Source organism: Streptococcus sp. 2021WUSS126, assembly GCF_044427255.1.
Lineage (GTDB): Bacteria > Bacillota > Bacilli > Lactobacillales > Streptococcaceae > Streptococcus > Streptococcus hashimotonensis.
The window spans coordinates 52,014-65,733 of sequence record NZ_JAOTGI010000011.1; the positions used below are offsets into that span (position 1 = coordinate 52,014).

The 13,720-nt window shown below is 37.0% G+C and carries 11 protein-coding genes and 1 riboswitch; of the genes, 2 read left to right on the forward strand and 9 right to left on the reverse strand.

Going from position 1 to position 13,720, the window contains the following annotated elements:
- Nucleotides 1–282: 282 nt before the first annotated feature.
- The 4 genes from ODU39_RS05990 to ODU39_RS06005 form a co-directional block, all read right to left on the reverse strand.
- Nucleotides 283–1,857 carry an ABC transporter ATP-binding protein gene (locus ODU39_RS05990; RefSeq protein WP_029943135.1) on the reverse strand — a complete coding sequence of 525 codons (1,575 nt, stop codon included), beginning with the start codon at nt 1,855–1,857 and terminating at the stop codon, nt 283–285.
- A complete protein-coding gene (locus ODU39_RS05995; RefSeq protein WP_398580071.1) occupies nt 1,854–3,512 on the reverse strand; it encodes a PQQ-binding-like beta-propeller repeat protein in 1,659 nt (552 codons plus the stop codon). The genes ODU39_RS05990 and ODU39_RS05995 overlap by 4 nt, the downstream gene beginning before the upstream one ends.
- Before the next feature lie 56 nt (nt 3,513–3,568).
- Nucleotides 3,569–4,366, reverse strand: a complete 798-nt coding sequence (locus ODU39_RS06000) for a C39 family peptidase (RefSeq protein WP_029175000.1) — start codon at nt 4,364–4,366, stop codon at nt 3,569–3,571.
- Between the two features lie 447 nt (nt 4,367–4,813).
- Nucleotides 4,814–4,885: an SHP2/SHP3 family peptide pheromone gene (locus ODU39_RS06005; RefSeq protein WP_133057281.1), complete on the reverse strand. Its 72-nt coding sequence runs from the start codon at nt 4,883–4,885 to the stop codon at nt 4,814–4,816.
- A gap of 81 nt (nt 4,886–4,966) precedes the next feature.
- Between ODU39_RS06005 and ODU39_RS06010 the strand changes: the two genes are divergently transcribed.
- Nucleotides 4,967–5,815, forward strand: a complete 849-nt coding sequence (locus ODU39_RS06010) for a helix-turn-helix domain-containing protein (RefSeq protein ID WP_398580070.1) — start codon at nt 4,967–4,969, stop codon at nt 5,813–5,815.
- A gap of 216 nt (nt 5,816–6,031) precedes the next feature.
- On the opposite strand, the gene ODU39_RS06015 is transcribed toward ODU39_RS06010, so the two are convergent.
- Complete coding sequence (locus ODU39_RS06015) at nt 6,032–7,264, reverse strand: CapA family protein (RefSeq protein WP_398580069.1); 1,233 nt, start codon at nt 7,262–7,264, stop codon at nt 6,032–6,034.
- Nucleotides 7,265–7,596: 332 nt separating this feature from the next.
- Nucleotides 7,597–8,535, reverse strand: coding sequence for a dihydroorotate oxidase (locus tag ODU39_RS06020; RefSeq protein ID WP_398580068.1), 939 nt, complete (start codon nt 8,533–8,535; stop codon nt 7,597–7,599).
- A gap of 222 nt (nt 8,536–8,757) precedes the next feature.
- On the opposite strand from ODU39_RS06020, the gene gdhA reads away from it, so the two are divergent.
- Nucleotides 8,758–10,104 (forward strand): NADP-specific glutamate dehydrogenase, encoded by a 1,347-nt coding sequence (gdhA, locus tag ODU39_RS06025; RefSeq protein WP_014636785.1) that lies wholly within the window; start codon nt 8,758–8,760, stop codon nt 10,102–10,104.
- Nucleotides 10,105–10,328: 224 nt separating this feature from the next.
- Here the strand turns inward: gdhA and ODU39_RS06030 are convergent, their stop codons facing one another.
- The 3 genes from ODU39_RS06030 to ODU39_RS06040 all read right to left on the reverse strand — a co-directional run bounded on the left by ODU39_RS06030 (nt 10,329) and on the right by ODU39_RS06040 (nt 13,205).
- Nucleotides 10,329–10,916 carry a DUF4352 domain-containing protein gene (locus ODU39_RS06030; RefSeq protein WP_044759257.1) on the reverse strand — a complete coding sequence of 196 codons (588 nt, stop codon included), beginning with the start codon at nt 10,914–10,916 and terminating at the stop codon, nt 10,329–10,331.
- A gap of 10 nt (nt 10,917–10,926) precedes the next feature.
- On the reverse strand, nt 10,927–11,775 hold the full coding sequence (locus ODU39_RS06035) for a mechanosensitive ion channel family protein (protein WP_002937530.1): 849 nt from the start codon (nt 11,773–11,775) through the stop codon (nt 10,927–10,929).
- Nucleotides 11,776–11,870: 95 nt separating this feature from the next.
- Nucleotides 11,871–13,205, reverse strand: a complete 1,335-nt coding sequence (locus ODU39_RS06040) for a sodium:alanine symporter family protein (RefSeq protein ID WP_205015061.1) — start codon at nt 13,203–13,205, stop codon at nt 11,871–11,873.
- A 106-nt stretch (nt 13,206–13,311) separates the two neighbouring features.
- A riboswitch (glycine riboswitch) is annotated at nt 13,312–13,416 on the reverse strand.
- Nucleotides 13,417–13,720 lie beyond the last annotated feature (304 nt).

The following is a 13,720-nucleotide window of genomic DNA, read 5'->3' on the forward strand; positions in this document are numbered from 1 at the left end:
ATCCCCAAAAATTAAGAGAGGCTTTTTAATGCTACCGAAGAATGTAAAGTGTATTTTTTCGACATTTCTTAATATCTTTAGTTATCAATAAATTTTTTAGTTCATCCAAAGTTACTCCGTGGTCTATATCACTACCCCAATAAAATCTAACTATTCTTTTGGGACATACCTGTGAGTATTGAGAATTAACTTCACCAATGCAATCGAATAATTTTATTACCACTATGAATAATCTTATAGTCACTAAAAAATTGACTCGAACAACTAATGTTTATTCTAATTTCAATTAATCGTTTCAATATCAATTATATCATCAAAGAACGACTCTTCTATTTTCCTATGACTTACCATAACGACGGTTTTATTTTGGTAATATTTTTTTAAAATAGTCATTAATTGAGTCTGCATTTCTAAATCTAAAGCAGAATCTATTTCATCCAATAATAAAACTTCATATTGATTGATTATACCTCTGGCAATCAATATCTTTTGCTTTTCCCCACCTGACAACTTATCCCCAAAATCACCTGGTTTTCTTTCAGACCATCCATGTACATCTTGAATAAGAGTTGTCATTTTTAATTCTGCGATTAGGTTCATTAACAAGGCATCATCAACCTTATCCAAAGGGTATATCATGTTCTCTTTCAAAGTACGATCAAATAAAGTCATCTTTTGTGATAAATACCCTATTTGTTCTGAAGATAAATAATGCGTAACGCTTCCAGAATCAGGAGTAATCATCCCTTTTACTAACTTTAATAAAGTTGACTTTCCCGTTCCATTTTTTCCTCTAATTAAAATAAATTTTCCTCTTCGAATGCTGAATGTTAAATTATCAAAAATTTTCTTATCACCATGGGAAAATTGAACATTTTTTAAAGAAATCAAACTATCTGTATCTGTATTCTCATGTGATATAGATACCTTATTTAATCTACCAAAATCAATTTTATCTAAAGCTAAATCTAATCGATCTAGGGATTCTAAAACAGATAAAAATTGTTTGCCAAATCCGTTCATATGAATAGATGAGTAAACTAAGACTAGGATATAAGCCATACTACCATCACTACTTTTATTTAATACTAATACAATCATGACAACAGTCATAACTGATAGAATTAACTGTAACAATAACTGATGACTATCTATCCTTTTTTGTAGATTAAAATATGTTTTTTGCTCTTTGCTTAAAATTGTATCGTATTTCTTAGTTTCAAAAAATTGTCTAAATGTAGAAATAATTACCTCTACATTTTGAAAATAATCAACAAAAAAGGAATTGGTCTCACTAGTTGAATCCAACGCATCTTGAATCAGGCGAACATTATCTTTTGAAAATACAATAGATAGCCATAGATAAAGACTACAAAATAATATATAAACGCCACCAATAAAAATATCATAGGTTATAAGCGAAAATGCGTACAAAGAGATAATCAATATAACATTTAAAATAAAACTAATACTTTCATACTGTAGCGATCTAGCTGAGTATGAAATTTCAGATGCTAAATTTTGAACTTCTCCTAAATTCATATCAACGAACTTAGAATAACTTTTATCTGATATGTCCTTAAAAACAATAGATTTCGAAACTTTTCTGACTTTTTGCAACATATAATTTTTCGGAAACGCTACAAATGATACAGATAAAAATGATAATAAAAGTAAGAATAGATAAGTATAATCTATAGTTGATTTAGTAAATGAAAAAAGTTCAGATATTAAAAAAGGCTGGATTCCTATCAATAAGAATAAAATGACTATGATGCCTACATAGATACAAACTTGAGTAATTCCTATACTTTTAATTAATTGTCTAAAAAAACTTATTGTTCGCTTTTTATTCATTCTATCCCCTCTTCATTTATAATAAATTCTTCTAAAGTTGTTGCTGGCGAACTCAATGCTCTTTTTAAAACTAATCTCCAAGTTTGAAAATCTGCATCTTTCCACTTACTTCTTTCTTTTATATAATCAATGATTTTCCTAAACTCATCTTGTTTCATATCTTTTCCATAAATACTAAATAAAAATTCAGCAATTGCCGCTCCACTATTATAATAATCCGATTGCTGTATATTCCGATATAAATGATTTAACTTAAAAGAACTTGGTAATAAATTATTAGAACTTAACCCAATAATTATAGGCTCTATTTTCTCTAGTCCTGATTTAAAAGTAACCTTAAGTGGTACACAATACATTCCCTTTACATTATTATTTTTGAGAGGGACTAAAAATGAAAATATTTTACTTTCTCCTATCCTATCACCTATAAGAATTTCTTTCTGAGATATTACTGATGGAAACATCTTGATATTCTCTATATCATCACTATCTACCTTTATCAGTACCTGTAACTCATTATTTTCTACAATATCTCCTATTTCAAAATGATTTATGAGCAATTCATCAGGGTAATCTGCAGATACTTGATATCCTTGTAATAAACCATGTGCTGGTGGTTCGCCACCGCCCACAATTATGCAATTACTTTGTATTGTAATCGCACTATAAGGAGAGTGTCCTATCACCTTTCGATCATATATTCTACCTGTTACCTTATCAATAAAGTACATTGAACAATCAGCTAAAACCAAAAGAGTTTTTCTAAAAATACTAGGAGGAGCCACAATTGAACCTTCTTTTGTTTCTATTATCCAATCTATTTCCCCAGATTTTTTATTTATACAATATATATTCCCTGACAGAGTTGTAGTATAAACGTTGTTACTATCTACTACGGGTAAATGTCTCCCTGCTATACCTGATATTCGTTGTTCCCAAAGTATACTTCCTGAATTAGCATTGATATTGAATACGATTTCTCCACAGGAAACAAATATACTATCATCCGATAAGAAAAAACCAGATGTGTCTGCACTAATAATATAGCTCTCGCCCAAATCAACTTCAAAAAGAGCTCCTCCATCAAGATTGAGACCACCTATGACAATATGAGATGTTTGCGTTAATGCGTCATTCTTAGTGTACATTGTCAATAAATATCCATTAAATAAAGATATTGTTCCAAAAAAGAAAGAATTTTCTTTTTCTATTTTAAAATCTAATTTTCCATCTTCGGTTATAAAATAAATTATATTGCTTGAAGAAAATACTATTTTATCATCAATAATATTAAGTGAACTTCGTACTCGCCCACACCCTCTATATTCCCAAATAAATTTTCCGTCTTCTTTCGAAAATGCTGCAATAGAATCAAATTCCTTCAATACAATAACTAAATTTTTATATACTAAGGGTGTCCCATATCCTCCGTTGACTACACTCTGTGTCCATAAAACTTCACCAGTAAAAATATTGAACTTTATAATACCATATTCTTGCTTAACTTCTGAATAAAATACTACATATCCATCTTGTGGATTTTCAGGATCAAAAAACGGAGTTCTAACTAATCCATCAATAGGTAAAGCCCATTTTAAATTAGAAAATAGCAAATTAGTATTTTCAATATCTTCTATTAATTTTTTTCTAAACATATCTTCACCTCTATACAGTTAAAGATATCATATACAAATATGATATCTTTAATTACTTAAACTACAACCTTATTAAGGTCAAATTCCTGCTTATATTTGTGCTGAGAGCTACTAGTCACATCAACCATTTCATTAAACTCAAATTTTATAATATCTTCATAGTGGTATGGTCTCTCTCCCACTAATTTAGATGATACAGCAAAATGCACATCTACTTCCTCAGAAATATCCTTACCAATCGGAATTTCCATTTTTGCAGTCTGCCCTACCCACCATTCACCACGAATAATATTATGATAAGTGAATACTGATCCGTTTAAAGTGTAAGATGCAGTTACATCAAACTCAGTAAATTTAGATTGTTTTTGATCTATTATGTATCCTTTGGGGACATAAAATCCAAAATCAATACTAACGCTGGTATTATAAAACTTATCTGTATACACAGCTACTTTCTTCTGAATTAGTGAACAACGAGTACTCTTTTCAGCCGTCGCATTAACACATACTATAGGAAGTGCTTCGTATTTAATGGTTGAAAGTCCCCCTTTTGAACCGTTCCAATCAACTCTCCAAGGGTCTAGAATATCGAATTCTTGCTTAAAATCATCATATCCAATAATTAATACCGCATGAGATTCCATATCTAACTTAGCTGTATTTCTATCACTATCTGTAGGATAAGATAGTGCAGAATGAATACGGATTAAAATAGGTTGTCCATCTACTAATGATTGCTTAACACTCTCTATCGTCCTTAAAGCCCATGGCTCATACCCAATAACAGGTGCAAAACCTGTTATATTTTGTACATTTGACAATTTGTCATTTTTTATCAACGATACTTTAACCATTAGCCAATCCTCCTTTAAATTTTTTCGCATACATAGCGTCATACTTGATAGATTTTGTCAAGCTATTTTTTCTGTTAAATAATATTTTTTAGTAAATTATCTATAAAAGATTCTACAATAAAACTAAAGATTATTTAAACCCTGTCTAGCAATATTCCTGCAATAATAATAATAAAGACTTGAGCTATAAAAAATCCTATAATCTATGGGCCTATTATACTATTTTTTATTTATAATCTAACAACTGCCCTTTATTTAATTTAATATAGAAAAATTAAAGTGTTACTACTATAATTCTCTTTCAGCTTTCTACTCCATTTATTACTTGTACATTTGTATCACCTCCTCACTATTTATTGGATAAGATAAGTACACGTCTCCTTATTACCTAATAGGCAACAATTCTTTAGGCATATGCCTAAAGAATTAGGTGTACACCTAATCGATTTACCCACCAACAATGATAATGATGTCCATAATCAATACCAAAATCGGGATAAGTTTTGATATTTTCTTCATACTTGGACTTCCTTTCCGTTTTTATTTATTGTACAATAAATAAAACTAGTTCAATTTTTTGTTGGGAAAGTGGGAAATCAGATGAAATTACATCTTGGAAAAACTTTGAGAAAAGTAAGACAAGGAAAACAAATCAGTCTATGTTCTCTAGCAGATGAGCATCTTTCTAAATCACAAATATCTCGTTTTGAACGTGGAGAGTCAGAAATATCTTGTGTTCGACTTATCAATATTTTAGACAAATTAAACATTTCTCTAGATGAATTTCTTATTCTTCATGATAGTGATTATACCAACACAGAATCATTTGCTAAATTAATTCAGTATATTCGTAAACAATATTCATCGCAAAATATAGATAATATAGCCTCATTACTTTCAAACTCTTCAAAATATAATTTAAATCCGTATGTGAGAACTATGGTAAAGTCCATTCTACATACACTAGACAGTAACATTGTTCCATCAGATGAAGAGTTGCTTCAACTAACAGACTATCTCTTTAAAATTGAAAACTGGGGTTACTATGAAATCATTTTATTAGGTAACTGTGTGCGAACAATTAATTACGACTCCTACTTCCTATTAACAAAAGAAATGCTACATAATTACATCTATTCTTCATTAAATAAAACCAATAAGCGAATCGTTACTCAGCTAGCTATAAATTGTTTCATTCTTAGCATAGATATGGAAAAATTTTCAAATTGTTCCTATTTGATTAGTGAGATAAAAAAATTATTAGACGATGAACTAAACTTTTATGAACAAACTGTTTTTCTTTATGCTACTGGCTACTTTGAATTTAAGCGATCAGGTAAAGGAATTGAAAAAATGAAACAAGCCATACAAGTGCTCGATCTTTTAGGAGAAGACAAGTTAAAATTACACTATACTAGCCATTTTGATAAACTGGTAAATAAAAAATAAGGGGAATATTTCTCTAAAATTTAACGATTTACAAATCAAGGGTGTCTCAATGAGAAGTCATCCTTCCCTTCAACCTCTCCCTTTGACCCATCTACTGCTGAGGATAGATAAAAAGCCTTGGAAACAACTACTTCCAAGGCTTTCTCTATATTCTGTTGTATCAATTACCGAACTCTTACTTCGGTCGCAATCAATCCAACTTCCGCCGTCTTCTCCTTACCATTCTAATCCTACAAATGCATTCATTTCCTGATAGGCCTCCTCTATCCGTGCCTGAGTAGCCGCATCCAATTGCCCATAGTAGGGACCACCTGCTATCCAGTCCTCTAGGATATAGGTCTGGTAGCCATACAGCTCATAGCCCTCTGGCGAATAGGTTCCCTTCCAGACACGATTGACCCAGCTAGGATGAGCCCTGGCCATCTGGATGGTGGTCTCACCATTGACCTTCTGAATGGTCACATCCATCAACACACCTCGCTCTGTCCACTTGGCATTGACCTCATCTGTCATGGTCTCCTGACGCTGATTGGACAGGAAATTCCCCATCGAATAGATAATCAATTTTCTCTGACCATCTTTTTCAATAATCTCTGCGGGCTCGACTACATGCGGATGCCCACCAAGAACGATGTCTGCTCCCCAATCAATCATTTGATGGTACAAACCGGTCTGTTCCTCCGTAGGCTCCAACTGGTATTCCACACCCGTCTGAGGCATGACGATGGTAATATCTGCCTCTTTCTCAGCTCGCTCAATCTCTGCCTGCATCTTTTCTTTATCAAAATCCGATAAATAGGCATCATATTCCTCCTGACTCAGCAAAGCCTCCATCCCATTGAAACCGTAAGCATAGGCTAGGACAGCTATACGGATACCATTGACTTCCCGAATGTAGAGTGGTGCAGTTGCCCGATTGCCTTCAGCGTAGACACCGACTGTATCCACACCTGCATCTCTAAAAGTATTGACAGTGGAAACCAATCCAGAAAGATGTGAGTCCAAAATATGATTGTGGGCTAAGTCCACCAAATCGTAGCCTGCATCACGGATATTGTTGGCGACAATGGCAGGCGCATTAAAAAGTGGGTAACCAGCTAATTCAAAATCAGGCGAAATGGTCCCTTCAAAGTCTGCGATAGCGAAATCAGCCTGTTCTATCCAGGGCTTTACGTAGGTAAAATTCTCAGAAAAATCGTAACTTCCATCTGGCTGTTCTGCTCCTCGAAGAATAGGCAAGTGATAGAGTAAATCTCCGTGGGCCATGATGCGAACAGAATTATCTGAGTGCATTGATTCTGATACCTGATTCAGCCTAGGAACTAGGTGTTCGCTTACAATAATAATCGCTAAGATAATAGTTGCTAAGCCACAAATAAAAAACAAATGCATCTTTGTCCGATAGGACGCATATCGTTTTCTGCGAATAGAGTTCGCCCTTTTCTCCATACCTTTACCCTCATACTCCCTACTTAAGAACCTTTGTTCAAAATACAGTCGGTAGTCTCTCAAAAAACTATTTCTTCCATAAAAGCACATCACTTATAAATAGAGGTTCTAATATTAGTATACGACATTTTTGCTAAAAAATCTAAATAAAATCAGAATTCCATCTCACAAATATATGTTTCCGACTATGTATTCCATTCCTCAAACGATTATCAGACCGATCTTCACAGACCATTTAAAAAGAGCTAACATTATCCCTTCCTAACTCCCCAAAAGACTATCTGGGAGAACAGTACAATGTTAGCTTCTTTTTATGTCTTCAACAGATGATTTTAATCATCTAAGTGCTGTAGCTTGCCACGAAAATCTTCAATGGTCTCGTAGCCTTTTTCAGCCATGATGGCCTGCAATTCAGCCGTAATGCGTTCAAAGGCTGCCACACCTTCCTTTTGCAGGGTTGTTCCAACTTGAACCATGCTGGCACCACAGAGAATGTGTTCGAAGGCATCCCGACCTGTCAAGACGCCACCAGTCCCAACAATCTGAATCTCCGGTTTCAAGCGCTGGTAAAAAGCGTGGACATTGGCAAGAGCAGTCGGCTTGATATACTCTCCACCGATACCACCAAAACCATTTTTAGGCTTGATGACAACTGACTCATCCTTGATATAGAGACCATTTCCAATCGAATTGACACAGTTGACAAACTTCAAAGGAAACTGGTTGAAAATCGTTGCTACTTGGTCAAAATGCACAATATCGAAATAAGGTGGTAACTTAATACCGAGTGGTTTGGTAAAGTAAGTGAAGACCTCCTGCAAGATGGTTGCTGTCGTTTCAAAATCATAGGCAATCTGCGGTTTTCCAGGGACATTGGGACAAGAAAGATTTAACTCTGTCAGCCCCTTAAAATCACTGGCTTCTACAGTTCTCAAAATCTCATGAGTCTCATCAGGCGACATTCCAACTACAGATAAAACAAATGTGCGTTCTGGCTCCGTTTCCTGCAATTCTAGTAGATAATCCAAATAGTAAACCAAGCCCTGATTTGGCAAGCCCATCGAATTGATAGAACCAAGCGGAACATTCTGATAACGTGGTTCTGGATTACCCGCGCGGTAGTCCAAGGTTGCTGTTTTTGTCACAAAAGTACCCGCCTTCGAGTTCTTAACCGCATCCAATTCTTCCTTGGTCATGCACCAAACCCCTGCCGCATTCATCAAACAATTACCAAAGGTAAATCCACCGAGTGTCGTTGCTGTTGAAACCATATTATCCTCCATATTGGTTGTTCTTTCTCGATTATATCATAAGAAACAAACGGATTTTCTCCATTTACTACTAACGTTCGGATTTTGCAATAAAAATTTATTAATTTTTTTAAAATTCTTACATTTTCTTCTTTACATTTAAAAATCATGGTGCTATAATAATTATCAGATAAATTAAATTGTCAGATAATTTAATAAATAAAAAAGAAATCAGGTGATCCCATGTCAAATGCCAAAGCTTACATCCAAGCTTCTTTTGAAGCAGTCAAAGCCCGCAACCCACATGAAACAGAATTCCTCCAAGCTGTAGAAGAGCTCTTCTCTACACTTGAGCCTGTTTTTGAAGCACACCCAGAATACATCGAAGAAAACATCTTGGCCCGTATCGTTGAGCCTGAGCGTATCATCAGCTTCCGTGTTCCATGGACAGACAAAGATGGAAATGTTCAAGTCAACCGTGGCTACCGTGTTCAGTTCAACTCAGCTGTAGGTCCTTACAAAGGCGGTCTTCGCTTCCACCCAACTGTAAACCAATCCATCTTGAAATTCCTCGGTTTTGAGCAAATCTTCAAAAACGTCTTGACTGGTCTTCCAATCGGCGGTGGTAAAGGTGGTTCAGACTTTGATCCTAAAGGAAAAACTGATGCTGAAATCATGCGCTTCTGCCAAAGCTTTATGACTGAATTGCAAAAACACATCGGACCTTCACTTGACGTCCCTGCTGGTGACATCGGTGTCGGTGGTCGTGAGATTGGTTACATGTACGGTCAATACAAACGCCTCCGCCAGTTTGATGCAGGTGTCTTGACTGGTAAACCTCTTGGCTTCGGTGGTTCATTAATCCGCCCAGAAGCAACTGGTTACGGTTTGGTTTACTTCACTGATAACATGTTGGCTGCAAACGGTAAATCCTTCAAAGACCAAACAGTCCTTATCTCAGGTTCTGGTAACGTTGCCCAATATGCTGTTCAAAAAGCGACTGAACTCGGTGCAAAAGTCATCTCTGTTTCAGACTCAAATGGTTACATCATTGACGAAACTGGTATCGACTTTGACCTCTTGGTGGACATCAAAGAAAAACGCCGCGCTCGTTTGACAGAATACGCTGCAGAAAAAGCAACTGCTAAGTACTTCGAAGGTTCTGTATGGAACTACGATGGCAAGGCTGACATTGCCCTTCCATGTGCGACTCAAAACGAAATCAACGGCGAGCAAGCTGCTGCCCTTGTGAAAAATGGCGTTTACTGTGTGGCTGAAGGTGCCAACATGCCATCTGACCTTGATGCTATCAAAGTTTACAAAGAAAATGGCGTTCTTTACGGCCTTGCAAAAGCAGCCAATGCTGGTGGTGTAGCCGTATCTGCCCTTGAAATGAGCCAAAACAGCCTTCGTCTTTCATGGACTCGTGAAGAAGTAGACGGCCGTCTTAAAGACATCATGGCAAATATCTTCAACACAGCTAAAGAAACTGCTGAAAAATACGACCTTGGTACAGACTACCTTGCAGGTGCTAACATCGCAGCCTTTGAACAAATTGCGGATAGCATGATTGCCCAAGGTTTGGTATAAGCTTACTTTTAGTTTACTAAACTATAATAAAAACGCTCCCAAAATTGACGTGCTAATTTTGGGGGTGTTTTTCGTTAAAAAAAGAGGAGACCAGTGGATAAACATGTTCTCCTTTTTAAAATGTAAAAATAACAGATAGACCGATTATCAAGTCGAACAATCTGAATCAAGGGGCGTTATAAACCCGCAAAATTGTGCAGTATTTAAAACTTTTTCTACAGCGATTAGATACCTTCTGCGACTAATTCCGTCCACATGGCATCTTCGTAGGTAAAACCAAAGTTTGTTTCATTATCTATACCGTAGATAAGTTTTACTTGTACTTTCTCTCCTGGCTTCAACTTTTCGACTAGATTCACATCGTAGGTCCGTAAATCCAGGGAAAAGGGAATCTGACTAACGGGGTCCATGAGACTGAAATAGTATTCATCAAAATAGAGCTCTTTTGCGGTCGAATTTTCAACTTCCATTTCAACAACATAAGCTGTGCTGTAGTAGCTATCTACTAGTTCTATGCTATCATCTTTCCCCATAGACGTTACTGTTACATGAAGACCGTTAGAAAAATCAACTGAGTCACCAACTTGATACTCCGTGTATTCCACAGTCTCATCAATGTACCCGTCACTACCTGTATCCCAATTATCAAAATTTGCTGAGCTTAGGCCAATCATAAAAATAAAACAGGTTACTCCTAAGATGAAGGAGAGGACTGCACCAGCAATGGTCGTCCAAAAGAGAGGCTGTTTGTGCAAGGGTTTCTTCTTATAGTACATCTGCCCATTTTCAACGACAAAATCTTTTGTTTGCATAATAAACTCCTTATTTTAAAACAGTTGGTCCACTTGAAGGTAAATCTATTCCTGCTTGACGCAGAGCATCTTGATAAAAACCAAAGAATTGATGATAGATCTTGTTCTGTTGACCGTTGGCTACGAAAAGATTAACACGAAATACAAACTGTCCCGAAATAGCATTTTGGGGACCTAATACAGTCACACCTGTAATCTGGTCAAAATTGCTGATTTCTCTCAAATTGACCTCTTCTATTACGCGATAGACTTGTTCCAAATCGGTATTAAATTTGAGCGGAATATCGATTTGAGCACGCATGTCCCCTCTTGACTGATTGGACACCACTAGAATGTTGCGATTGGGAATAAAATGCAATGTCCCATCTGCATCACGTACTTGTGTTGTTCGGATTCCCATGCTAACGATGGTTCCTGAAATGGTAATGGGCCCGTTGGTTAACTTAACTACATCTCCGACGTCAAACTGTCGTTCAATTAAGATAAAGAATCCATTGACCAAGTCTGAGAGAAAGCCTTGTGCGCCCAGCCCAACAGCTACCCCAGCAATCCCGGCTCCTGCAAGAAGACTGGATACCGGCAAACCGAGGATACTCAGAATACAGTAGATAAGGATAAAGTAGAGTAGATAATTTAGGATGCTTTCCACCAGACGACTGATGGTCTTCTGACGACCAATGTCTTGTGTAGATACCTTTAGAGAGGGAACCAAAACCTTTTTCACAGAAGCTTTGGCTATCTTCTTGATAATGTAAAATGCAACAAAGAGTAAAACAAGCGATAAAACCTTATTTAGACCTGCTGTCACAATGGCCTCAATATTAAATTGAGACAAATACTTGGTAATAAAATCATTCATGAGATAATTATAGCAGAAAACATCCTAAAAGAGCAAAGAGGCTGGGCAAAAAGTCCAAAGCCATTTCTCAGAGTTCGTCTTCTCACTCCCTTATCTTATTTCTTCTTTGCAAAATACTGGCGTGTCTCCTTGATGATAACAGGAGAGAGGGCTAGTAAGGCAATCAAGTTTGGTAGGGCCATGAGACCATTTACAATATCTGCAACGGTCCAAATCAAGTCTAGTTTGAGGAAGCCACCAAGAGCTACCATTGCCACAAATAACAGACGATAAGGCAAGATGGATTTGGTACCGAATAGAAACTCGATACAGCGTTCACCATAGTAAGACCATCCGAGAATAGTTGTAAAAGCAAAAAGTACCAAACTAATCGTCAAGGCAATAGATCCTGTACTGCCAAAAACAGTCGCAAAGGCTGCCTGCGTCAGTGGTGCCCCTTCAAGTCCTTCTACTGTCCACTGACCAGTCACCAAAATTGACAAACCAGTTAGACTACAGATAATTAATGTATCAATAAATGTCCCTGTCATAGAAATCAAGCCTTGCTCAACAGCATTATCCGATTTGGCTGCTGCAGCTGCGATAGGCGCCGAACCTAGACCAGATTCATTTGAAAACACTCCACGCGCAATACCACGTTGGATCGCTTCTTTTACAGTTGCCCCTACAAAGCCACCTACTGCTGCTGCAGGTGAGAAGGCAGATTTCAGAACCAAACCAAGTGTCGGAAGCAGTTCATTCCAGTGAACTAACAAGACTATCAAACTTGCCAAAATGTATAAAATCGCCATGAAAGGAACGATTTTGGTCGAAACATCCGAGATTTTTTCAATTCCCCCAAAGATAAAGAAAGCAATTGAAATGGCTGTCACAATGCTGACCAACTGGGGAGCTAATCCAAAACTCGAAGACATGGAAGATGCAATCGAATTAACCTGTGAAAATGTCCCCATCCCCAAAAGTGCCACCAGAACACCAGAAATAGCAAAGAAAACAGCCAAGGGTTTCCACTTCTGTCCCATCCCCAAGGTGATATAATGCATAGGCCCACCTGCTGCTTGACCGTTGGCATCCTTGGTACGGTATTTAATGGCTAAAAATCCTTCCGCATACTTAGTTGCCATCCCGAAAAAGGCTGCTACCCACATCCAGAAAAGAGCCCCTGGTCCACCTGTCGTAATGGCTGTTGCCACTCCGACGATATTTCCCGTACCAACTGTCGCTGCCAAAGCTGTACAAAGAGCCGCAAAGCTAGACACATCTCCTTGACCAGACTGGTCACTAGAGAAAATCAGACGAAAGGCTGTCGGTAACTTGCTAACTTGAAACATCCCTAAACGGAGCGTAAGGTAAACACCTGTACCGACCAAAAGTATTAAGAGAGGCGGTCCCCAAACAAGATTGTTGATAGCTTTAAATAGTTCTAACATAGTTCCTCCTAAGCGTTTCTAATCCGATAAAGCTGCCGGAAAAACAAAAAGAGGCTGAACCCTTCAACCTCTAGAATCAACGTGAAAAATACAGAAAAAGCCTATTTTTCAACGCTCTGTCCTTTTACCTGAGAGTTTCAGTAGCTCTACTTTTACAAGCAGAACTACCTTGCCCCTTCGGTGCCAAAATGGTCTCTCCAGAGTTCCGTCCATTGAACAGTCAGTTTCCCTTCTACCCAATATCAACCGGTTATTCAGTTTTATCTAGTCTTATTTTAATCTAATTTCACGAAAAAATCAAGAATATTTTCTGATACTCAATGAAAATCAAAAGTGGCCTAGGAAACGAAGCCGAAGATAGAACTCTGTTACTGTCTTGTTTCAAGGTAGTCATAACCACCCGTGAAAACGGGTGGCTTGTACACCGGCTATAAGCCGTTTCTCTCCAGCGACGTCTAAAGACGTTCGCTGAACTTCGTTCAGGTTAGTGCTATAATTACTTGACTAATGCCCGT